This window comes from Marinobacter sp. L-46 (genome assembly GCF_056859535.1).
Window position 1 is genome coordinate 57,541 of record NZ_JBSXOP010000036.1, and the last position, 22,744, is coordinate 80,284.

The following is a 22,744-nucleotide window of genomic DNA, read 5'->3' on the forward strand; positions in this document are numbered from 1 at the left end:
TAGCAACTTCCTATCGGATTTTCAGACTGGCCAGGCCAACCAGGACCAGGACCACGGTAATGACCCAGAAGCGCACGATGACTCGCGGCTCGGGCCAGCCCTTAAGCTCGAAATGGTGGTGCAAAGGTGCCATCCGGAAAATCCGGCGGCCGGTCAGGCGGAACGATGCCACCTGCAGGATCACCGAGATGGTTTCCATCACAAACACACCACCCATGATGAACAACACGATTTCCTGGCGGACGATCACAGCCACCACACCCAGGGCCGCCCCCAAGGCGAGCGCACCTACATCACCCATAAATACCTGGGCCGGATAGGTGTTGAACCAGAGGAAACCCAGGCCCGCGCCCACCAGGGCACAACAGAACACAATCAGCTCGCCGGTTCCCGGCAGATGCGGAATCAGCAAGTAGTTGGCGAACTGGGCATGGCCGGACACATACGCGAAGATGGCCAGGGCGCTGGCCACCATCACCGTAGGCATAATCGCCAGGCCGTCGAGGCCGTCTGTCAGGTTCACCGCGTTACTGCTGCCGACAATCACGAAGTAGGTCAGCAGAATGAACATCACCGGCCCCAGGGTGATGGACACATCTTTCAGGAACGGCAGGTACAGGGACGTTTCCTGGGGCAGCGAGGAGCTGAAATACAGCCCTACCGCCGCTGCGGCGCCAATCACCGACTGCCAGAAATACTTCCAGCGGCCCGGCAGGCCCCTCGGATTACGCTCCACCACCTTGCGGTAGTCGTCTACCCAGCCAATGGCACCGAACAACAAGGTGACCAGCAGTACAATCCAGACATAGCGGTTGCTCAGGTCTGCCCACAGCAGGGTGGAAATCGCGATAGCCACCAGAATCAGCGCGCCGCCCATGGTGGGGGTGCCTGCTTTGCTCAGGTGGGTTTGCGGGCCATCATCCCGAACCGCCTGGCCAATCTGGTACTGGCTGAGTTTCCGGATCATCACCGGGCCGATCAGCAGCGAGATCAGCAGCGCCGTCAGCACACCCAGAATGGCGCGCAGGGTCAGGTACTGAAACACCGTCAGTGATGAAAAGTATTGCGATAGTATCTCTGTCAGCCAGAGCAGCATGTGTTTGTCACCTTTTTCTGAATTCCCTCCACCACGCGATCCATGGCGGAACTGCGAGAACCTTTCACCAGTACAGTGGTATTTCCCTGCCGGCCACTCAGAATGGCCTCCATCGCCTGTTCATGGCTCTGGACCTGCTCGGCATTTGTTCCGAAACCCCGGGCGTAGCCTTCGCTACCGGCACCCACCGCCAACAGGCGCTCGATACCCTTTGCCCGGGCGTGGGCGCCTACTTCCTGGTGCAGCGCCTCAGCGCCTTCACCCAGTTCAGCCATGGCGCCGAATACGGCCACCCGGGTACCCGGACAGGCCGCCAAGACATCCAGCGCCGCCTTCATGGACGCGGGATTGGCGTTATAGCTGTCGTCGATCACTGTGAAATCGTCGGTCAGCTTCAGTACCTGCAACCGCCCTTTTACCGGTTGCACACCGCTCAGCCCGTGTAAGAGCTGCTGCCCGGTCGCACCCAGCTCCCGGCATGCCGCCAGCGCCAGCAGCGCATTGGTAATGTTGTGCTCACCCGGCAGCGGCAGTACCAGGCGGCAATGCCAGCCGTCAGGGCCGTCAATTTCCAGCGCCTGGGACTGGTCTGCCTGGATTGCTGCCCGGGCGCGGTAATCCGCTTGCGGGTGATCCATGCGGGAAACACTCACGACCCGCTTCGATCCGGCCCGCTGTAACCACTGGTCAAAGGCAGGGTCGTCCCGGTTCAGCACCACCGCACCATCGGCGGCCACGCCATCAATAATCTCGCCCTTGGCCTGCACGATATTCTGGTAACTGCCGAAACCTTCCAGGTGCGCCTGCCCGGCGTTGGTCAGAATGACCACCTGCGGGCGAACAATGTTCACCGTGTGGGCAATCTCGCCCAGCCCGCTGGCACCCAGCTCGATGGCACCGTAACGATGCGCAGGCTCCAGCCGGAACAGGGTCAGCGGAACCCCGATGTGGTTGTTCAGGTTGCCCTCTGTCGCCAGGGTAGTTCCCATCTGCGCCAGAATGGCGGAGGTCATCTGCCGGACGGTGGTCTTGCCGCTGCTACCGGTAATCGCCACCAGCTCTGCCCGGCTTTCGTTACGGTTCGCTGCCGCCAAGCCCGCCAGAGCATTGACGGTATCGGCCACTACCAGTTGCGGCATGGCAACGGTGTCATCTGCGGTATCCACCACTGCAGCCACCGCACCCTGTGCCCGGGCCTGCTCCAGAAACTTGTGGCCATCGAAACGGTCGCCGCGCAGCGCCACAAACAACTGGCCCGGCTTGACTGCCCGGGTATCGGTCGACACACCATCAAAGCGGAGCGTATCCGCATCCACCGGCGCGCCGGTCAGTGTGGCCTGCAGGAAGCCCTGAGCTTCCGCCAGCGAAAAGGCGCGCATCATGCCACACCTCCATTGAGGTTCAAGTGGTGGCGCACCTGCTCGGCATCACTGAATGGCAGCTTCTGGCCAGCCACTTCCTGGTAGGCCTCGTGCCCTTTTCCGGCCACCAGCACCAGGTCGTCCGGACCGGCCATGGCAATGGCTTCGGCGATAGCCGCCGCACGGTCATGGATAACCCGGTACGCGGCACCTGCAGAAAAGCCCTGCACAATATCGGCAGCAATCTTCGCCGGATCTTCAGAGCGCGGGTTGTCGTCAGTCACGATCACCACATCTGCACGCTTTTCCGCTTCTGCTGCCATTTCAGGGCGCTTGCCGGCATCCCGGTCGCCGCCACAGCCGAATACACAAATCAGCTTGCCTGCTGCATGGGGCCGCAAGGCCGCCAGGGCATTGGCCAGGGCGTCCGGAGTATGCGCGTAGTCCACAATGACATGCTTGCCATCGGCACCGGTGAAACGCTCAAGCCGGCCCGGAGGCGGCGTGAGGTGCGAACTTGCTTCGATGGCACGCTCCAGCGGCACACCCAGGGTGAGCACGGTGGCCAGGGCCGCCAGCACGTTACTGGCGTTAAAGCTGCCCAGCAGCGGCACCTGCAGTTCAAATTCGCCCCACTGGCCATCCACCAGGGCACGGAACCCGGAGGCTTCAGGTGCGAATTCTTTCAGCCACAACTCGGTCTGCGCCTCGTGCAGGCTGTAGCGGACACGGTCACACAACCCTTCAAGCTGGCCATACAGCTGGCGCCCGAACGGATCGTCGAAATTGATCACCGAGAAGTGCAATTCCTCGCGCTGGAACAGCCTGGCCTTGGCCTCGCCGTAGGCCTCCATACTGCCGTGGTAATCCAGATGATCCCGGGTCAGGTTGGTAAACACGGCTCCGGTCATGGTCAGCTTGTCGATCCGGCCCTGATCCAGGGCGTGGGAAGACACTTCCATCACCGCAGCCCTGCCACCATCGGTCCGGATGCGATGCAGCACACGATTCACCTGCACCACGTCCGGCGTGGTATGGGTGGCCGGCATCAGGTTGCCCGGCATGCCATAACCCAGGGTGCCCAGCACGCCGCACGGGGTGCCGGTGTCTTTCAGCAACTGGGCGATGTACTGGGTTACGGAAGTCTTGCCATTGGTACCGGTGACCCCAATCAGCCGCAAATGCCGGGACGGATGCTCGAAGAATCGGGTGGCAACGCGCCCCAACTGGGCGCGCAGACCGACAACCGGAACAATCAGGGCGCCCGAGCGTTCATGGCATTCCCGATGCTCACTGGCTTCCAGCAACACTGCGGTAGCACCGGCAGCGATGGCATCATCCACATAGTGTTCCGCTGACGTGGCAGAACCCGCCAGGGCAATAAAGGCGTCGCCCGATCGTACCGCCCGGCTGTCCGTCTGAAGGCCGTGGATGGTCACGTCAAAGACCGATGGCACGTCCACAATGCCCTGAAGCAGAGTGCTGATTGATGTGATGCACATGGCGTTAACCTCTCTCTCCGGATGCCGTCGCCTTGGCGTCGGACACTTCCAGTTCAGGCTTCACATTCAGCAGTCGCAATGCGTCTCCCATAACCCGGGCGAATACCGGGGCGGCAACTTCACCACCGTAGTATTCCCCGGACTGCGGCGCATCAACGGCCACAACGGTTACGATTCGCGGATCATCAATGGGTGCCATGCCGGCAAAAATGGCCTTGTACTGGCTGTCTTCATAGCCCTGGGCACCCACCAGGTGCACCGTGCCGGTTTTGCCGCCAGCGGCATACAGGCCAGGCTGGGCCCGGCCACCGGTGCCCTTGGCAACGGCGTTCCTCAACATGTTCCTGACCGCCAGGGTTACCTCTTCGGACAACACCCGGTGGCCCTCTGGCTTCTGGTCCTGCTTCAGCAAACTGACCGGATAACGAATGCCGCCGTTAGCGAGCACCATATAGGCCTGGGCCAGCTGCAGGGCATTCACGCTCAGCCCGTAGCCGTAGGACAAAGTGGCTTCTTCTACCGGGCGCCATTTCGGACGGGCCGGCAGCACACCGACTGCCTCACCCGGGAAACCGATACCGGTGGCCTGGCCAATGCCCAGGCGCGCATACAGGTTTCTCAGTACATCGCCACCCAGCTCGGTGGCGATCTTGCTGACCCCGACGTTGCTCGATTTCACAATGATGTCGTTCAGGCTCAAAGCGCCGTAATCACGAAAATCCCGGATCGTAAAACGGCCAAAACGCCGGTAGCCCGGCGAAGTATCAATCAGGGTTTCCGGTTTGTACTTGCCGGATTCCAGCGCCGCAGCAACGGTGATGGGTTTCATGGTGGAGCCCGGCTCAAACAGATCGGTAATGGCCTTGTTGCGCAGATTGGCCGGATCCAGCTGGGAACGGTCGTTCGGGTTGTAGGAGCCCTGATTCGCCATCGCCAGCACTTCGCCGGTGTTCACGTCCAGCATCACCAGGGTACCGCCCCGGGCCTTGTGGGCACCGACCACGGCCTTGAGTTCCCGGTAAGCGAGGTACTGCAGGCGCAGGTCGATGCTCAGCTCCATGTCCTTGCCGGGCCGGGCGTCCCGGATCAGCATGAGATCCTTGATCACCCGACCGCGATTGTCTTTCAGTACGCGCTTGCGGCCTGGCTCACCGGTCAGCCACTGGTTATACGCCAGCTCGATACCTTCCTGGCCGTCTTCGTCAATATTGGTGAAGCCGACAATGTGAGCAGTTACTTCGCCCGCAGGATAGTAACGACGATACTCCTGCCGTGAGTAGATGCCGCCAATGCCCATCTCTAACGCTTCGCGGGCCATGGCAGGCTGAACCTTACGGCGCAGATAGATGAACTCACGCCCCGCATAATCACGCAGGCGCTGGCGCAGTGCGCCTTCAGACATGCCGATAACCCTGGCCAGTGCCGCAAGGCCGGGATCTTCGGGATCGGTTTCCGAGGGGTTGGCCCAAAGGGTCTGCACCGGCGTACTCACCGCCAGCGGCTCACCGTGGCGGTCCGCCACCACACCCCGGTGAGCGTCAATAGACTCCACGCGGATGGTGCGCACATCGCCCTGCTGGCGCAGGAACTCGTTGTCGACTACTTGCAGGTCAACCAGGCGCCAGCTGATGCCAGCCATAACCAGCAGGAAAACGCCCAGCACAGTGCCGAAGCGCCAGGCCTTCAGGCCTGTCAGCACCCGCTGTTTCCAGCTTGTCGCCTGTTTTCCCTGACTGGACAAATCAGCCACCCCAAGAGTTTGTTGTTGCTATTATTTGGCTGCAACGGTGGACATCAGCGGCACCAGGACAATGTCCTGACGCTCTGGCACCACCATGTTGAAACGCTGGGCCGCCAGTTTCTCGACCCGACCATGATTGCTCAGTGCGCTCTGCTCCAGCAGCAACTGACTCCATTCCCGCTGGTAGCCGTCGCGCTGCTCCTGTAAACCGGACAAGGTATTGAACAGTTCCCGGTTCTGGTGGGAGCTGATCACTACGCCAATAGCCGAGGCGGTCAGCACCAGCACCAGGGCGAGGGTAATCACCACCTTCGGCTCCCGGGTTACCTCGAATACCTGGCGGGACAGACGCACCGCCGTCGCCATGCCATCGCGCACACGCTCCCGGGTAATCCGGGTTGTCTTTACTGGTTGTTCGATCGCTACCGCACCCATGGCGTCGCGCTCCCTTTCAAATCCGTTTAATTGGCTACCCGTTCCAGAACCCGCATAACTGCACTGCGGGCCCGGACGTTTTCTTCAATTTCCTGCTCATTGGCCTTGCTGGCCTTACCCACCAGGCGAAATCCCGACTGCTCCTGCTCTGCAGTAACCGGGACACCCCGGGGAATTTTCGGCCCCTTGGCCAGATCTCTCATAAACCGCTTAACCAACCGGTCTTCCAGCGAATGGAAGCTGATGACCACCAACCGGCCACCCGGAGCCAGCCGGTCTACTGCCGATTTCAGTCCGGTTTCCAGGTCTTCCAGCTCCCGGTTGATGAAAATCCGGATCGCCTGGAAGGTCCGGGTGGCCGGATGCTTGTGCTTTTCTTTCTTGGGCACAGCTTCTGCCACCAGCTCAGCCAGCTGGCGCGTGGTTTCGATCGCCTCTTCCTGACGGCGGGCCACAACCAGGCGGGCAATTCGACGGGAAAAACGTTCCTCGCCGTAGCGCCAGATCACGTCTGCAATGTCTTTTTCGTCGGCGGTCGCCAGCCACTGGGATGCGCTGGGCTCCTGCTCCGGGTTCATGCGCATATCCAGCGGACCATTGCGCATAAACGAAAATCCGCGGCTGGCGTCGTCTAACTGGGGCGACGAGACACCCAGGTCCATCAACACACCATTCACCTGCGCCCACTCTTTACTGCCCAGTGCCTCGTCGAGCTGGGCGAAGGAACCGTGGAACCACGAGAACCGGGCATCATCCGCTGCCAGCTTCCCGGCTACGCGAATTGCCTCGGGATCTTTATCAATACCCAGCAACTGGCCGGACTCGCCCAGTTGCCCGAGAATCAAACGGCTGTGGCCACCACGGCCAAAAGTTGCATCCACATAGCAACCGGCCGGATCGTTGACCAGGTAATCCACGGCCTCGTCGAGCAGCACCGAACGGTGTTTGAAGGCTGCTGCGGATTCCTGCTGGTTATCCGTCATAGCGACAACGCCTCCATTTCCGGCGGCATGTCTTCGTCACCGGACGACTCGTCCAGCCAGGCGAACCAGCGCTCTTCACTCCAGAGCTCCAGCTTTTTGCCCTGACCAATCAGCATCAGCTTTTTCTCCAGGTGTGCGTAACTTCTGAGCGTTGGCGGCACCAGAATACGGCCGGCACTGTCCAGCTCCATGGGCGCCGCATTACCAAGAATCAGGCGCTGGAGCCGGCGGGCGGCTTTATTCATATTCGGCAGCGCTTCAATTTTGGGGCGCAGCTGCTCCCACTCGGGTTCCGGATACAGCAGCAAACAGCGCTCTTCATCAGCATTGGCAGTCAGCACAATACGGCCACCACAAAGCTGCGCGAGCTCCTCGCGCAGCTTTGTCGGGATCGCCAGGCGTCCCTTCGCGTCCATATTGATGGCATGACTGCCAAGAAAGTTACTCATTTATGCTGAATCCAAGGGTGCGATATCCACAAAAAACCACCGTAAACCACTTTTTCCCACTTCCGCACACTATAGAAACACGCAATACACAATGCAAGCGCCGCAAACGGCACCACATCATGAAAACTCCCTTTAATGACAACGAGTTACAGAGCGAAAAGTTACGAGGATATTAAAAAGAGGTAAAGAAAAGGAGGAAAAACAAACACCTGCAAATAACTCTGAAGAGCAAACTTCAGGTTTAAGATTTTTTGGCTATAAAGGCCATTTTGTGAGATTGATGAACATCACATTCAGGAAGGGAAAAAAGCGAGCTCGCCGATAAGCCGGGTTCTGTCTTGGACAGTCATTCATCTAGGGCCTGCGTCACCACAGGCCTCAAGCAACCTACCCGAATCCAGCGCGGGCCACGCCAACGGATTCCTATTTGGTCTTGCTCCAGGTGGGGTTTACCATCGCCGTGGACTGTTGCCAGCCACGCGGTGCGCTCTTACCGCACCATTTCACCCTTACCGGCACCCGAAGGCGCTTAGGCGGTTTACTTTCTGTTGCACTTTCCGTCGGCTCGCGCCGCCCAGGCGTTACCTGGCACCTTGCCCTGCGGAGCCCGGACTTTCCTCCCCCGGTAAAACCGGCGGCGACTGTCTGGCGAGCTCGGCGCCGACAATACCTGTGCCGGCACCGCCATGCAAGGCTTTAATCAGGTTTCAGCGCCAGTGCTCGCTGGTAAAGCTCATTCTTGCCCAGCCCGGTCAACTCCGACGCAATCTTCGCCGCCTTCTTTACCGGCAACTCGGCAATCAGCAGCTCCAGCAACTTGTTGGTATCCACCGAAGAGCCAGCATCCTCCGGGCCGGCATCCGCCCCGCGCACCATCACCACAAACTCGCCCTTCGCCCCGTGGGCGTCGGCCTGAAGTTCACCCAGCACGGCTTCCGCACTGCCGGAGTAGAAGGTTTCGAAGGTCTTGGTCAGCTCCCGCCCAAGCACGCACTCCCGACCGGCACCAAACACCTCGACCATATCCTGCATCAGGTCGGAAATCCGGTGGGGAGACTCATAGAACACCAGCGTGGCCGGCTCCTTTCGCAGCTGCTCCAACGCTGCCTGGCGCCCGGACCGCTTGGCGGGCAGAAACCCGGCAAACAGGAACCGGTCTGTCGGCAAACCGGCGGCCGACAAGCCGGCAATCAGGGCGCAAGGCCCCGGAATGGGCGTTACACGGTAGCCGGCGGCGCGGGCTTCCCGAACCACCACATAGCCGGGGTCGGAAATCAGCGGCGTCCCGGCATCGGAAATCAAGGCCACTTTCTGGCCCTGCCCCAGCACCTCGAGCACTCTCTCCACGCGGCCACGCTCATTGTGATCATGCAGCGCCATCATTGGCCTGCTGATACCCAGGTGCTGAAGCAATCGCCCACTGTGCCGGGTGTCCTCGGCCGCCACCAGGTCTGCACTTGCCAGCACCTGCCGGGCCCGTTCAGAGAGATCATCAAGGTTACCGATAGGCGTAGCGACAATAGAAAGCACGCCACCGGAATGATCGGACGAACGCTCTGAACTGGACATAGAAAACTCCGTTAAAGGGGCAACAACTGCCGGGACACCGGCCCGATGACAGTCACGTCATGTGAATTATGCCGGGAGCTGGTAAACTTGCCACCGAAACAGCGGCATCACAAGCCCATTAATCCGGAGACGACCGAGCCTGCCATGATCAGACACTGCAGCCACAAACCGGCTTTCGCCCTGCTAGCCCTCATTCTGCTACTGACCGGCGGTTGCGCCACCGTCAATCTCGACAGCCACATTGCCGAATCCCCGGAACAGGCGCTTGCCATGGCGAGCGATGAAAGCAACCAGATGGTTGCCCAGCGCTACCTGCTGAGAATCGCCAGCCGCTACCAGAACAGCGGCAACCATGAAGACGCCCGCCTTCTGCTACGCAGTGAACAGATGGCCAATCCAGTTCCGGAACTGGAAAACCAGTACCGGCTGCAGGCCATGGCCAGCGCCCTGGAACTGGAAGATACCGACTGGGCCACCGAACTGACGGCCAACAGCAAGGCCGATGACTTCCTGGGCTATCCGAACGAAACCATGGCCCGTGCCGCTACGCTCCAGGCCCGCACCCAGGCCCTCGCCGGCGAGCCTCTGCCGGCGGCACTGACACTGATCCTGCTGGCCCAGACCGACAGCAGCTCTGACCCGCAACAGCCGCATAACGAAATCTGGAACTACCTGAAAAATGCCTCTCCGGACCAGCTCGGACAGGCCGCAGATAACGCCATGGGCTTTGAAATCGAAGGCTGGCTGGAACTTGCCAACACCCTGCAAGACCCGGACATTGACCTGGATAACCAGGGGCGCCTGATCCGCCAGTGGCAGAACAACTGGCCCGGCCACCCGGCCGCGCAGATGCTTCCGGAAAAACTGGCCCTGCTGGCTGATCTGGCAACATCGCGCCCTGAACACCTGGTGCTGGCACTGCCGCTGGACGGGCAACTGGCCGCAGCCGGCAAAGCCATCCGTGATGGCTTCCTGGCCGCCTACTACAGCGACGACAGCACCGACCGCAGCAAGACCGATATCCGCATTGTGGATACCAGCACCAGCTCTTTCCGGGAACTCTATCAGGAGCTTTCCGAAACCAACGCAGACCTGATCGTCGGCCCCCTGGAAAAAGAAGGACTGGCCGAACTTTCCAGCATGAACACCCTGCCGGTTCCGGTACTGGGGCTGAACTACCTGCCCGGCGATAGCCGCAAACCTGCGGGCCTCTACCAGTTTGGCCTGTCCGCAGAAGACGAAGCGCGCCAGATTGCCGACAAACTCGCCGAAGACAACGTCCGCCAGGTACTCGTGCTGATCCCCCATGGTGAATGGGGCGACCGGGTAGAAGCGGCTCTCAGAACCCGGGTGCAGGCCCACGGACTTCGTGCCCTGAATATCGAACGCTTTTTCCCGGAAGACAACTTCAGACAGGTCACCGCCGACCTGCTCGGCATTACCACCTCGCGCAATCGCGCCATTGCGGTAGAGCGCACCATTGGCCTGAACGTCGAATTTGAGCCACGGCGCCGGCAAGACGCACAGGGCATCGTACTGGTCGCCACACCGACCATAGCCCGCCAGTTCAACCCCCTGTTTGCCTTCTACTATGGCGGCGACCTCCCGGTCTACTCTCCGTCCATCATCTACGGCGGTGAGCCGGACCCGGGCAAGGATCGCGACATTAACAACGTGAACTTTACCGACATCCCCTGGGTCCTGGCGGAAGATAACCCGCTTCGGGAACAGGCACAGCAATACCTGAGTGGCACCCGCGGCCAGCGGGGCCGCCTGTTCGCCATGGGGGCCGATGCCTGGCAACTGAGCAAGCGCCTGCCCCTTCTGCAGCAAGTCAGCGACGCCACCATTGACGGCCAGACCGGCGAGCTGAGCATGACCCCGGACGGTGCCATCCACCGTAAACAGCTCTGGGCACAGATCCGTAACGGCCAGCCGGAACTCCTGGAAACACCCGAACAAGAACCGCCGGGCATCGAAGGCGAAACCTCCAACTAAACAGGATGGCCATGGAAGGCTCAAGACAACGCGGAAATCACTATGAAGGCGTGGCCGCCCGCTACCTGATGAGCCGCGGCGTACGCATCCTCGAGCGCAACGTCTACAACCGTGGTGGCGAGATTGACCTGATCGGCATGGATGACGGCGTGCTGGTATTTTTCGAAGTCCGCTTTCGCAAAACCGACAGCCTGGTCGACCCGGCAAGCTCCATCACCTGGCAAAAGCAGAAACGACTCGTTAAAGCCGCCGCTTTTTACCTGCACCGCCAGGGCCTCTGGGACAGCCCCACCCGCATCGATGTGGTTGGCATATCACCGGGTTCCGCCAGCAAATACCGGGTACAATGGATCCGAAACGCAATTCAGGCAGATTGATTCAACAGCATGAACAATACCGAACAGAAGATTAACCAGTGGTTTGCCAGCCACATGGAGCAGACGGCCCAGGCCGCCAGCCACGTTGCCCCGGCCATCGAACAGGTGGCGGACGCCTTTGTGAATACCCTGCTGCAGGATGGCAAGATTGTCGCCTGTGCCAACGGCAACGCAAACGTGGTGGCCCAGTATTTCTGCACCGCACTGCTATCACGCTTCGACCAGGAACGTCCGGCCCTTCCTGCGATCAACCTGGGGGCGGATGCGACTACCTACTCTGCCATCTGCAGGGATAACCGGTTCAACGACACCTTCTCAAGGCAGGTAAGAGCCGTCGGCAAACCCGGAGACCTGCTGTTTGTGGTGGTCGACGACGGTCATAAAGCCAACCTGATCCAGGCCATCCAGGCGGCCCATGACCGGGAAATGAGCGTGGTTGTACTCAGCGCCCGGGAAAAATCCGATATTTCTTCCCTGATGCACCCGGAAGACCATGAAATCGCCTTGAACGACCTGGCGCCCCATGAAGCCATGCCCCTGCTCCTGGTGATCATCAACGCCCTGTGCGACCTGATCGACCATAAGCTTTTCGGCGGCTAATAAAAAAGCCGGATGTCTCCATCCGGCTTTTCGCATCATTGCACAACCATCTTCAGGCTTACTTGACCACCTTCAGGGTAGGCCGGCCACTCGGGCGCTCATCTGCCCGCCTGGACTGGCCCGCATCATCGTTACCCTCAGGATCAGGAGAGCCGGGTTCGCTGCCGAACACCATTCCCTCGCCGTTTTCCTTGGCATAGATGGCCATGACCGCCTGCAGCGGAATAAACACCTGCATGGGTACACCGCCAAAGCGGGCGCTGAACTCCAGCGCGCCGTTTCCGATCACCAGGCCCCGAACTGCACCGGGGCTGATGTTCAGAACGATCTGGCCGTTGGCCACATGCTCGGTAGGCACCTGAACACCCTGCACACCCGCATCAACGACAATGTAGGGCGTGCAGTCGTTATCCAGAATCCACTCATTCAACGACCGGACCAGATAAGGCCGGCTGGATGTCATGGCAATACTCATATCCGACACTCAACCACTCCTGCCCCGGCTCCGGGGGCTGATAATCAGCTGCGAATATCTTCTTCCAGGTCAGAAAGGCTGGCTTTGAATCCTTCCCGGGCGAAGATGCTGTCCATGTATTTCTGAAGAGGCTTGGCCTGCTTCTCGTTCATCTCGATGCCCAGCGCCGGCAGGCGCCAAAGGATCGGAGCGATACAGCAATCCACGATAGTGAACTCTTCGGACAGGAAGAACGGCATCTCGGCAAACAGCGGGCCGGCAGCCAGCAGGCTTTCTTTCAGCTCTTTACGGGCTGCATCAGCCGCCTTGCCGGTTGGCTGCGCCAGGATCTGATCCACCAGCCTGCACCAGTCTTTCTGGATGCGGTGAATCATCAGCCGGCTGTTAGCCCGGGCAACCGGATACACAGGAAGCAGCGGCGGATGCGGGAAACGCTCGTCCAGGTATTCCATCATGATATTCGGCTCGTACAGAACCAGGTCACGATCCACCAGGGTCGGCAAGGCGTTGTACGGATTCAGGTCTGCCAGCTCCGCCGGCGGGTTATCCGGATCCACATCCACAATGTCAACGGTAACACCCTTCTCGGCCAGGACAATACGCACGCGATGGCTGTAATGACTGGCTGGATCTGAAAAGAATGTCATTGATGACCGCTTGGTCACAACGCCCATATAGCTACCTCACGATTCTACAAACCGAAACAATCCAGAAAACGCAAAAACCAGCGGACCCGACTGGGCCCGCTGGAATTCAGGATCCGGGATTATACCCTAAATCTTAATGTACGTCTTTCCAGTACTCGCGGTTAAGCAGGTACGCGAAGATGAAGAAGATCACCACAAAGATCAGGACAAAAATCCCCAACCGCTCGCGCTCTACTTTTACCGGGTCACCCATGTAAGACATGAAGTTGGTCAGGTCCCACATAGCCTGGTCGAATTCAGCACCGGACATGCTGCCTTCGATGGCGTACTCGGGGCAGACATCACCATTGTTGATGTTGCCACTGAGCGGCTCTACCGACGCGTCTACACCGATGTTCGGCTTGACCGCACACAGACCCTGCAGGTCAACCATTACGTGGGGCATGCCCACCAGGTCGAACACAACGTTGTTCACGCCCAGCGGACGGGTCTCGTCCTTGTAGAAGCCACGCAGGTAGGAATATACCCAGGACTCGCCACGCACACGGGTCTCCAGCGTCAGGTCGGGTGGCGGAGCACCGAACCAGTCAGCAGCCATGTCCTTGTTCATGGAGTTCTTCATCAGTTCACCGATCTTGGCACCGGTGAAAATCAGGTTCTCCTCGAACAGCTGGGCAGGGATCTCCAGGTCGTCCGCTACACGCTTGTAGCGGGCGTATTCCATGGAGTGGCAACCCATGCAGTAGTTGGTGAACAGTGCCGCACCACGCTGCAGGGATTCCTTGTTGGTATGATCCGGCTCCATCGGGTCAAGAGGAACTGCGACACCAGCTGCCAGGCCGATGGCCGGCAGGATGGCGAAAACGAGACCAAAAATAAGCTTTCTCATCATCCTGTCACCCTTTCTGGAACTGGCTTGGTTTTCTCCATGCGTGTGTAGAACGGCATGAGGATAAAGTACAGGAAGTACAGGGCGGTCAGAATCTGCGCAGCCGTAGTACGACCTTCCGTTGCCGGAACAATACCCAGGTAGCCAAGGATGATGAAGCTCACCGCAAAAATGACCAGTGCGATCTTGCTCAACCAGCCCTTGTAGCGAATAGAGCGAACCGGGCTTCTGTCGAGCCATGGCAGCACGAACAGGATAGCGATGGCCGCACCCATTACCACAACACCCCAGAACTTCGCATCCAGGCCGAACAGGTCAACCGTGACCGCACGCAGCATGGCGTAGAACGGTGTGAAGTACCATACCGGCGCAATGTGCGCAGGCGTCTTCAGGTTGTTAGCCGGCTCGAAGTTCGGCTTCTCGAGGAACAGGCCGCCCATTTCCGGGAAGAAGAACACAACAATGAAGAAGATGAAGAAGAATACAGCCACACCCAGCAGGTCGTGCACGGTGTAGTACGGGTGGAACGGGATACCGTCTTTCGGAATACCGTTTTCGTCCTTGTTCTTCTTGATCTCGATACCGTCAGGGTTGTTGGAGCCAACTTCGTGCAGCGCCAGGATGTGCAGGACAACCAGGCCCAGCAGGACGATCGGCAGGGCAACCACGTGCAGTGCGAAGAAGCGGTTCAGGGTAATACCGGAGATCAGGTAGTCACCGCGAATCCACAGAGACAGGTCTTCACCGATTACCGGGATGGCACCAAACAGGTTAACGATAACCTGGGCACCCCAGTATGACATCTGACCCCAGGGCAGCAGATAGCCCATGAAGGCTTCAGCCATCAGCACCAGGTAGATCAGCATACCGAAGATCCAGATCAGCTCGCGCGGCTTCTGGTACGAGCCGTACATCAGACCACGGAACATATGCAGGTAGACCACCACGAAGAACGCAGAGGCACCGGTTGAGTGCAGGTAGCGCAACAGCCAGCCCCACTCCACATCACGCATGATGTATTCAACGGAAGCGAAGGCGCCTTCCGCAGACGGGTTGTAGCTCATGGTCAGCCAGATACCGGTAACCAGCTGGTTAACCAGCACGAGCATGGCCAGGGAACCGAAGAAGTACCACATGTTGAAGTTCTTCGGCGCATAGTACTTCGCCAGGTGTTTATTCCAGGCGTCGACGACCGGCAGACGCTCATCTACCCAATTCAGAAGTTTCTGCATCACGCTGCCTCCGGATCAAGACCAACGGTCATGGTCGTGTCGCTGTCATACCGGTAAGGCGGAACCTCCAGGTTCAGAGGCGCCGGCTGCCCGGAGAATACCCGGCCCGACAAATCGAACTTGGAACCGTGACACGGACAGAACAGGCCGCCCAGCCACTCGTCGCCCAGGTCCGCCGGAGCCACTTCCGGACGGTAGGTCGGCACACAGCCCAGGTGAGTACAGATACCCACAAGCACAACAAACTCCGGCTTCAGGGAACGCGTAGGCCCACTGATGTACTCCGGCTGCTGACTGGTAGCTGTAGACTCGGGATCTTTCAATCGCGGAGTGATTTTCTCGATGTTATCGAGCATCTCTGGGGTACGCCGGATAATCCACACCGGCTTTCCGCGCCACTCTACGGTGATCTGCTGACCTGGTTCAATCTTGTCGATGTTGACGGTTACCGGTGCACCCGCTGCTTCCGCTTTCGCACTGGGATTCCAGGACGCTACGAAAGGAACGGCTGCACCGACGACGCCGACACCACCTACCACAGACGTGGCACCGATCAGAAATCGGCGCCGGCCTTGGCTCACGTCGCCATTACTCATTATGGTTTTCTCCCATCAGGCGAGGCACAGATGCGGAAAACCCGACTCTGCGCTTCGAAAAGGACTTCACAACCCGAAAATGTAAGCGCTGAAATGGTAATGAAATTACCCACCGCTTACAAGCCGGAATGGCGGCTGCCCTGCCTTATCCCTGCGCCAGATCAAAAATATTTCCGTCAGCCGGGCATAAAAAAACCCGGCCATAAGACCGGGTTTTCCATCGGCAGGAACTGCCAATTAACGCTTGGAGTACTGCGGACGCTTACGCGCTTTACGCAGACCCACTTTCTTACGCTCAACCTTACGTGCATCACGGGTTACATAACCCGCTTTGCGCAGGGACGGGCGCAGAGTTTCGTCGTATTCCATCAGGGCGCGGGTCAGGCCGTGGCGAATTGCGCCAGCCTGGCCACTGATACCACCACCCTTAACAGTGATAGTGATATCGAAACGATCTTCAGACTCGGCAACCACCAGCGGCTGACGAACGATCATCCGAAGAGTTTCACGACCGAAGAAATCTTCGATGGTGCGACCGTTGATAGAGATGTTACCGCTACCCGGCTTGATAAAGACGCGAGCCGTGGATGATTTGCGGCGACCAGTACCGTAATTTTGTGCTACAGACATATTCGCCTTCCGTTAGATGTCGAGTTCTTTGGGCTGCTGGGCGGCATGAGCATGCTCAGCGCCTGCGTACACTTTCAGCTTCTTGAACATGGCACGGCCGAGCGGGCCTTTCGGAAGCATGCCTTTTACGGCCTTCTGAATGATTTGCTCGGGAGCCTTGTCAGCCAGCTTCTCGAAGTTGATGGATTTGATTCCACCCGGAAAGCCGGTATGGCTGTAATACATCTTTGCTGATGCCTTTTTGCCGGTAACCTTCACCTGGCTGGCATTGATAACAATGATGTAGTCGCCAGTGTCCACGTGAGGGGTATACTCAGGCTTATGCTTGCCCCGCAGACGAAGGGCGATTTCGGTTGACAGACGACCCAGCGTCTTGCCGGCTGCGTCTACAACGTACCAGTCACGTTTTACTGTTTCTGGTTTCGCACTCAGAGTCTTCATTGATTCCGCCTTGAACGCTATATAAGAAACGTTAAAAACCACCACCGGTAAATGCAAGGCATCCGGAGGAGGTTCATACCTGTATGTTGACGTTGACACCATTCGGGGCTGAGATAGTGACATCGCCTTGAAAAGCCAGGGCGCGAAGTATACTCGAACCCATCAGGAATGCCAACCCTGCCTCTCGGTGTTTCGTTAAACCCCTATCCCGATGGAGCCAGGACGCTTTCCGACCGCCCGTAAAGGCGACTCACATTCGCCAGCAACACTTCTGCCAGGGCCTCCGCATCCTGCCCCCGCAACCGGGCCAGGCAATCCAGTATCGCCGGCAGGCAAGCCGGGCTATTCATTCCTTTCTCAACGCCGGCCGGCGCCATATCCGGCGCGTCGGTTTCCAGCACCAGGGCTTCTGCCGGCAGCCGGGCTATGGCATCCCGGGTTTTCCGGGCCCGGTCGTGGGTAATCACACCCCCGACGCCGATATAACACCCCAGGTCCACCAACTTACTGGCCTGCTGGTAACTGCCGGAGAACCCGTGCACCAGCGCCCTGCCCTGCCATCGCTCAGCCCGCAGGGCAGCATGGACCTGGTCATGGGCCTTCACCGAGTGGATCACCAGCGGATAGTCGTGCCTGTTGGCCAGCTGTATCTGAGCACGAAACCAGGGCAGCTGTTCTTCAAAGCTACCCTTCAGGCCATCCAGCCCACATTCACCCACGCCAATACAGCCATCGGGGTGACTGCCCAACCGTTGCCCGAGCAGCTCGAGGTCAGCCTCTGTGTGTTCTTCCACAAACCACGGATGAATTCCCAGGCAATACCAGATCCCGCGCGCCGGGTTCGCCAGTGCCTGGACACGATCCCAATCGGCCCTGCGCACCCCCGGCACCACCAGGGCCCTGACCCCGCCCTTTGCCGCAGCGGCCAGCTCCTGCTCCCGAACCCCGTCGAAACGCGGAAAGTCGAAATGGCAATGGGCATCTACCAGCCTCATGGTCACCTCAGCTTCGGGAGCGATTGGCTCAATGCTCCCGGGTTTTGTGGAACTCGACGTCCGGGTACCGCTCCTGGGCCAGGTTCAGGTTCACCATGGTCGGCGCGATATAGGCAAGGCGGTCGGCGCCGTCCAGAGCCACGTTGTCCTGGTTCTTGCGCTGGAACTCGTCCAGTTTGCGGTCGTCAGAGCAGGTCACCCACCGGGCTGTCGCCACATTAATCGGTTCGTAAATAGCCTCAACCTTGTACTCGCTCTTCAGGCGGGCTACCACCACATCAAACTGCAGCACACCAACGGCCCCAACGATCAGGTCGTTGTTACGCATCGGCCGGAACACCTGTACGGCACCCTCTTCCGACAGCTGGATCAAACCTTTCTGCAGCTGCTTGGCCTTGAGCGGATCCTTCAGGCGAATCCGACGGAACAGCTCCGGCGCAAAGTTGGGAATGCCGGTAAACTTCATGTCTTCGCCGGCGGTGAAGGTATCACCCAGCTGGATCGTACCGTGGTTGTGCAGGCCGATAATATCGCCGGCAAAGGCTTCTTCGGCATGCTCCCGGTCGCCGGCCATGAACGTCAGCGCGTCGGAGAACCTGACATCCTTGCCAATGCGTACATGGCGGGCTTTCATACCCTGATTGTAACTACCGGAAACGATCCGAACGAAGGCAATGCGATCGCGATGCTGCGGGTCCATGTTGGCCTGGATCTTGAACACGAAGCCGGAGAAACCGTCTTCCGTGGGCTGAACCACTCTCTGATCGGTCTCACGGGGCTGCGGGGTAGGTGCCCACTCCACCAGGCCGTCCAGCATGTGGTCTACGCCAAAGTTACCCAGCGCCGTACCGAAAAAGACCGGAGTCAGTTCACCGGCCAGGAATGCCTCCTGGTCGAACTCGTGGGAAGCACCTTTCACCAGTTCGATCTCGTCCCGCAGGTCACTGGCATAGCTTCCGATGGCCTCATCCAGCTCCGGACTATCCAACCCTTTGATAGTGCGCTTTTCCTGAATCGTGTGGCCCTGGCCGGACTGGTACAGAATCACCTCGTCACGCAGCAGGTGGTAAACGCCCTTGAAGCCTTTGCCCATGCCGATCGGCCAGGTGATGGGCGCACAAGCGATTTTCAGAACGTCTTCTACCTCGTCCATCAGCTCGATCGGATCCCGGGTATCCCGGTCCAGCTTGTTCATGAACGTGAGGATAGGCGTATCACGCAGCCGGGTAACTTCCATCAGCTTGATGGTCCGCTCCTCTACGCCCTTGGCACTGTCGATAACCATCAGACAGGAGTCTACGGCGGTCAGCGTCCGGTAAGTGTCCTCAGAGAAGTCTTCGTGGCCCGGGGTGTCCAGCAGGTTCACCAGCTTGCCGCCATAGGGAAACTGCATCACCGAGGTGGTTACCGAGATGCCCCGCTCCTTCTCCATCTCCATCCAGTCAGACTTGGCATGCTGGCCGGATTTTTTGCCCTTGACGGTACCTGCTTTCTGGAGAGCCTGGCCGAACAGCAGGACTTTCTCGGTAATGGTGGTTTTACCGGCGTCCGGGTGCGAGATAATCGCGAAGGTGCGGCGCTTGGCCACTTCCTGGGAAAGGTTAGACATAGAAATCGGAAACCTGAATGGTATGGTTGAAAAGCGAGCTATTATACGGGCCAGAGTGGGCTCAGGTGAACCGTAAAGCCATGACTCGGGCATCTTCACGGCCGGGGCCGTCGGGATAGTAGCCTCGCCGGCGGCCTATTTCCCTGAAACCTTCACCGGCATAGAGCTCTATCGCCGCCCGGTTGCTGTCCCGCACTTCCAGGATCATGCAGACCATGCCGTCTTTGACGGATTCTGCCAGCGCGTGCTGCAGTAACCGGCGCCCGGCACCCTGACCGCGCAATTGCGGATGAACACAAATATTTAGCAAATGGGCTTCATCGAACAGGTAGTTGATGACGGCAAACCCCAGAACCTGGTGATCCTGCTCCAGGGCCCAGAGCCGGTAGCCGTCTTTGAAGCAGTCCCGGAAAATACCTTCTGACCACGGGTGCGAATGCCCGAGGCGCTCCAGCTCCATCACCTGTGCCATGTCTTCTGACGCCAGTGTTCTTATCACTGCGCTGTCAGGGCGAAGAAGGACTGATGGTTTACCCACGGCAGTGCTCAGGCTTTCAGGGGCTTGATCAGGTGCCACAACTTGCGCTTGCGCTCCGGATCGGTGGCAAGGGTGGCCAGGGACGTCTCGAAAACAACCTCCGGCTCCCGCCCCAGCGCCCGGCTATACCAGTCACCCACCTTTCCCAGGACAACAACCTTCTGCCCGGACAGGCCTCCGAACAGCGCTCCAAGGGCCACAGCCAGGTGTTCAGCGCCATTGAGGCTCACCTTGAGGTTATTGAACAAGGGCCAGTGCAAGGAATCAGAAGCCTTACAGGCATCCTCACCAAGGCTACGAAGAATATTCCGGGCGAGGGTTTCCTGCAGCGCCAGGCTGGAGTCTTCAGATATTTCAGCTACCAGGGCAACCCGCCGTCCGGTCCAGGCCTTCAGGTTAAGCCGCGGCACATCCTCAGCAGCCGTGACCGGCTCTGCTGACACAGGTTCGGGCTCGATAGCCTCTACTCCGGGCGCTGACACCTCAGCCGGGCTGACAGGCGACTCTGCGCCCACGCTCGCCGGAGCCTTTGCGGACGGCTCCATCAAGCTCTGCAGGCGGGCAATCTTGTCCCGGTTACGGGAAGCCTGCTCCGGGTCAGCACGTCGTGCACGCGGAGCAGCCGGAATAACCGGGACTTCAGGCACAGCAGCCGATTCCGGCTCCTGCACGCCGAAATCGTAATCCGGACTTGGCGCAGCACCGGGAAGGGGATCGCGGGCATACCACATGCGTATGCCCGACATACCCAGATAGAACTGGCGCTCGGCTTCGGTCTGAATCACATCAGTCTCCGATGGACCTGAGTAGCGCACTCATACCCGATTCAGACATCCGCCACCTGGGGATGCTGCCGGATACCGCCTGCGGCAATGAGGTTCAGGGCTTCGATGTAGGCCTTGGCAGAGGCGATAATGATATCGGTATCGGAACCCACACCATTAACGATTCGACCACCCCGCTCAAGGCGCACGGTGACCTCCCCCTGGGCATCGGTACCGCTGGTAATGTTGTTGACCGAATACAGCTGCAGGTTACAGCCAGAATCCACCAGGGACTCGATCGCCTTGAAGGTGGCATCCACGGGGCCGCTACCTTCCGCCTCGACCGTGTGTTCATCGCCATCTACGGTAAGGGTAAGCTTTGCCTTGGGCACTACGCCGGTCTCGGAGCAAACCTGCATGCATACCAGTCCGTAGCGACCGATCTCTTCTTTCTGCTTGGTGTCGCTGGCAATTGCCTGAAGATCTTCATCGAAGATTTCGTGCTTGAGGTCGGCCAGCGCCTTGAACCGGGTGAACGCTTCGTTCAGTTCGGTTTCGGTCTCGAACTGGATACCCAGCTCAAGCAAGCGGGTACGGAAAGCATTACGGCCCGAATGCTTTCCCAGCACCAGGCTGTTGGTGTGCCAGCCTACGTCCTGGGCACGCATGATCTCGTAGGTCTCGCGATGCTTGAGCACGCCGTCCTGGTGAATACCGGACTCATGGGCAAAGGCATTGGCACCCACAATTGCCTTGTTCGGCTGAACCGGGAAACCGGTAATGGTGGATACCAGGCGGGACGCCGGAACAATGTGCTGGGTATCGATCCGGGTGTCGATATGGAACAGATCCTGCCGGGTGCGTACCGCCATCACGATTTCTTCGAGCGAGGCGTTACCGGCACGCTCGCCCAGGCCGTTAATGGTGCACTCAACCTGGCGTGCACCGCTGCTGACCGCTGCCAGGGAGTTGGCTACGGCAAGCCCCAGGTCGTTATGGCAGTGCACCGAGAAAATGGCTTTATCGGCGTTAGGAATACGGTTGAGCAACTGGCGAATGGTTTCACCAAACTGTTCCGGAATGGCATAGCCCACGGTGTCCGGAATGTTGATCGTGGTTGCACCGGCATCGATGGCCGCTTCAATAATGCGACACAGGAAGTCCAGCTCGGAACGGCCGGCGTCTTCGCAGGAGAACTCCACATCATCCACATGGCTACGGGCACGCTTTACTGCCCTTACCGCCTGCTCTACCACTTCGTCTGGCTGCATTTGCAGCTTGTGCTGCATGTGGATAGGCGAGGTTGCGATAAAGGTATGGATACGGCCACTGGCTGCGGGCCGGATAGCCTCTGCTGCCCGATCAATGTCTTTATCAAGGGCACGGGCAAGGCTGCAAACGGTGGAATCCTTGATGGTTTCAGCAATTGCCTTCACCGCCTCGAAGTCACCCTGGCTGGCAATCGCGAAACCCGCTTCGATCACATCCACCCGGAGCTTTTCCAGCACCTTGGCAATACGAAGCTTTTCGTTCTTGTTCATGGTGGCGCCGGGGCTTTGCTCGCCATCCCGGAGAGTGGTATCGAAAATGACCAGATGATCGCTTGCCGCCATCGAAGGGCTCCCGTCAGAAACTTGGATGTGGTTGATGGGAGGCAGTATATCACTTCTCCCGGGCCTGAAATGAAAAAACCCCCGGCAGCAACGCTGTCGGGGGTTTTGGTATTAAAAGCCTGACGATGACCTACTCTCACATGGGCGAACCACACTACCATCGGCGCTGGTCTGTTTCACGTCTGAGTTCGGGATGGGATCAGG

23 protein-coding genes, 1 rRNA gene and 1 other RNA gene are annotated in these 22,744 nt (G+C 59.1%); 3 read left to right on the forward strand and 22 right to left on the reverse strand.

What is annotated here, in order from left to right; all coding sequences use genetic code 11:
- Positions 1-10: 10 nt before the first annotated feature.
- From mraY to rsmI, 9 genes are all read right to left on the reverse strand, one after another.
- A complete protein-coding gene (gene mraY / locus AC13DJ_RS03215) occupies positions 11-1,096 on the reverse strand; it encodes a phospho-N-acetylmuramoyl-pentapeptide-transferase (RefSeq protein ID WP_058340412.1) in 1,086 nt (361 codons plus the stop codon).
- Positions 1,081-2,478 (reverse strand): UDP-N-acetylmuramoyl-tripeptide--D-alanyl-D-alanine ligase, encoded by a 1,398-nt coding sequence (locus tag AC13DJ_RS03220; protein WP_288371413.1) that lies wholly within the window; start codon positions 2,476-2,478, stop codon positions 1,081-1,083. Before AC13DJ_RS03220 ends, mraY begins: the two co-directional genes overlap by 16 nt.
- The gene (locus tag AC13DJ_RS03225; RefSeq protein WP_482933890.1) at positions 2,475-3,959 is read right to left on the reverse strand and encodes a UDP-N-acetylmuramoyl-L-alanyl-D-glutamate--2,6-diaminopimelate ligase; all 1,485 of its coding nucleotides are present in this window, start codon (positions 3,957-3,959) and stop codon (positions 2,475-2,477) included. The genes AC13DJ_RS03220 and AC13DJ_RS03225 overlap by 4 nt, the downstream gene beginning before the upstream one ends.
- Before the next feature lie 4 nt (positions 3,960-3,963).
- The gene (locus tag AC13DJ_RS03230) at positions 3,964-5,700 is read right to left on the reverse strand and encodes a peptidoglycan D,D-transpeptidase FtsI family protein (RefSeq protein ID WP_288371409.1); all 1,737 of its coding nucleotides are present in this window, start codon (positions 5,698-5,700) and stop codon (positions 3,964-3,966) included.
- A 30-nt stretch (positions 5,701-5,730) separates the two neighbouring features.
- Complete coding sequence (ftsL, locus tag AC13DJ_RS03235; protein ID WP_022988677.1) at positions 5,731-6,135, reverse strand: cell division protein FtsL; 405 nt, start codon at positions 6,133-6,135, stop codon at positions 5,731-5,733.
- Between the two features lie 26 nt (positions 6,136-6,161).
- Complete coding sequence (gene rsmH / locus AC13DJ_RS03240; protein WP_474540503.1) at positions 6,162-7,118, reverse strand: 16S rRNA (cytosine(1402)-N(4))-methyltransferase RsmH; 957 nt, start codon at positions 7,116-7,118, stop codon at positions 6,162-6,164.
- Complete coding sequence (gene mraZ / locus AC13DJ_RS03245; protein ID WP_058340417.1) at positions 7,115-7,567, reverse strand: division/cell wall cluster transcriptional repressor MraZ; 453 nt, start codon at positions 7,565-7,567, stop codon at positions 7,115-7,117. The genes rsmH and mraZ overlap by 4 nt, the downstream gene beginning before the upstream one ends.
- Positions 7,568-7,873: 306 nt before the next feature.
- An RNA gene (rnpB, locus tag AC13DJ_RS03250) (RNase P RNA component class A) lies at positions 7,874-8,224 on the reverse strand.
- 39 nt (positions 8,225-8,263) lie between these two features.
- A complete protein-coding gene (gene rsmI, locus AC13DJ_RS03255) occupies positions 8,264-9,136 on the reverse strand; it encodes a 16S rRNA (cytidine(1402)-2'-O)-methyltransferase (RefSeq protein ID WP_474540502.1) in 873 nt (290 codons plus the stop codon).
- Positions 9,137-9,280: 144 nt separating this feature from the next.
- Between rsmI and AC13DJ_RS03260 the strand changes: the two genes are divergently transcribed.
- From AC13DJ_RS03260 to AC13DJ_RS03270, 3 genes are read left to right on the forward strand one after another with little or no spacing between them, the layout of a single operon-like run.
- Complete coding sequence (locus tag AC13DJ_RS03260; protein WP_482933891.1) at positions 9,281-11,134, forward strand: penicillin-binding protein activator; 1,854 nt, start codon at positions 9,281-9,283, stop codon at positions 11,132-11,134.
- Between the two features lie 11 nt (positions 11,135-11,145).
- Positions 11,146-11,511 carry a YraN family protein gene (locus AC13DJ_RS03265; protein WP_058340420.1) on the forward strand — a complete coding sequence of 122 codons (366 nt, stop codon included), beginning with the start codon at positions 11,146-11,148 and terminating at the stop codon, positions 11,509-11,511.
- 9 nt (positions 11,512-11,520) lie between these two features.
- Positions 11,521-12,111, forward strand: coding sequence for an SIS domain-containing protein (locus AC13DJ_RS03270; protein WP_482933892.1), 591 nt, complete (start codon positions 11,521-11,523; stop codon positions 12,109-12,111).
- Positions 12,112-12,169: 58 nt separating this feature from the next.
- Here the strand turns inward: AC13DJ_RS03270 and AC13DJ_RS03275 are convergent, their stop codons facing one another.
- The 13 genes from AC13DJ_RS03275 to rrf form a co-directional block, all read right to left on the reverse strand.
- Positions 12,170-12,574: a ClpXP protease specificity-enhancing factor gene (locus AC13DJ_RS03275; protein ID WP_227498303.1), complete on the reverse strand. Its 405-nt coding sequence runs from the start codon at positions 12,572-12,574 to the stop codon at positions 12,170-12,172.
- A 56-nt stretch (positions 12,575-12,630) separates the two neighbouring features.
- Entirely contained in the window at positions 12,631-13,260 is a 630-nt protein-coding gene (locus AC13DJ_RS03280) for a glutathione S-transferase N-terminal domain-containing protein (RefSeq protein WP_482933893.1), read from the reverse strand.
- 106 nt (positions 13,261-13,366) lie between these two features.
- Positions 13,367-14,122, reverse strand: a complete 756-nt coding sequence (locus AC13DJ_RS03285; RefSeq protein ID WP_473802779.1) for a cytochrome c1 — start codon at positions 14,120-14,122, stop codon at positions 13,367-13,369.
- Positions 14,122-15,354, reverse strand: a complete 1,233-nt coding sequence (locus tag AC13DJ_RS03290) for a cytochrome b (protein ID WP_199457473.1) — start codon at positions 15,352-15,354, stop codon at positions 14,122-14,124. Before AC13DJ_RS03290 ends, AC13DJ_RS03285 begins: the two co-directional genes overlap by 1 nt.
- The gene (gene petA, locus AC13DJ_RS03295) at positions 15,354-15,950 is read right to left on the reverse strand and encodes a ubiquinol-cytochrome c reductase iron-sulfur subunit (RefSeq protein WP_199457467.1); all 597 of its coding nucleotides are present in this window, start codon (positions 15,948-15,950) and stop codon (positions 15,354-15,356) included. The genes AC13DJ_RS03290 and petA overlap by 1 nt, the downstream gene beginning before the upstream one ends.
- Positions 15,951-16,187: 237 nt before the next feature.
- Entirely contained in the window at positions 16,188-16,580 is a 393-nt protein-coding gene (gene rpsI / locus AC13DJ_RS03300; RefSeq protein WP_022988665.1) for a 30S ribosomal protein S9, read from the reverse strand.
- Between the two features lie 12 nt (positions 16,581-16,592).
- Positions 16,593-17,021, reverse strand: a complete 429-nt coding sequence (rplM, locus tag AC13DJ_RS03305; protein ID WP_482933897.1) for a 50S ribosomal protein L13 — start codon at positions 17,019-17,021, stop codon at positions 16,593-16,595.
- Positions 17,022-17,224: 203 nt separating this feature from the next.
- A complete protein-coding gene (locus AC13DJ_RS03310) occupies positions 17,225-18,016 on the reverse strand; it encodes a TatD family hydrolase (protein ID WP_482933894.1) in 792 nt (263 codons plus the stop codon).
- A gap of 28 nt (positions 18,017-18,044) precedes the next feature.
- On the reverse strand, positions 18,045-19,625 hold the full coding sequence (gene prfC, locus AC13DJ_RS03315) for a peptide chain release factor 3 (protein WP_199457469.1): 1,581 nt from the start codon (positions 19,623-19,625) through the stop codon (positions 18,045-18,047).
- A 61-nt stretch (positions 19,626-19,686) separates the two neighbouring features.
- Positions 19,687-20,124, reverse strand: coding sequence for a ribosomal protein S18-alanine N-acetyltransferase (rimI, locus tag AC13DJ_RS03320; protein ID WP_474540500.1), 438 nt, complete (start codon positions 20,122-20,124; stop codon positions 19,687-19,689).
- Positions 20,125-20,171: 47 nt separating this feature from the next.
- Positions 20,172-20,948 carry a hypothetical protein gene (locus AC13DJ_RS03325; RefSeq protein ID WP_482933895.1) on the reverse strand — a complete coding sequence of 259 codons (777 nt, stop codon included), beginning with the start codon at positions 20,946-20,948 and terminating at the stop codon, positions 20,172-20,174.
- A 41-nt stretch (positions 20,949-20,989) separates the two neighbouring features.
- Complete coding sequence (locus AC13DJ_RS03330) at positions 20,990-22,540, reverse strand: 2-isopropylmalate synthase (protein WP_273134026.1); 1,551 nt, start codon at positions 22,538-22,540, stop codon at positions 20,990-20,992.
- Positions 22,541-22,657: 117 nt separating this feature from the next.
- Positions 22,658-22,744 (reverse strand): 5S ribosomal RNA (gene rrf / locus AC13DJ_RS03335); the annotation flags it as partial.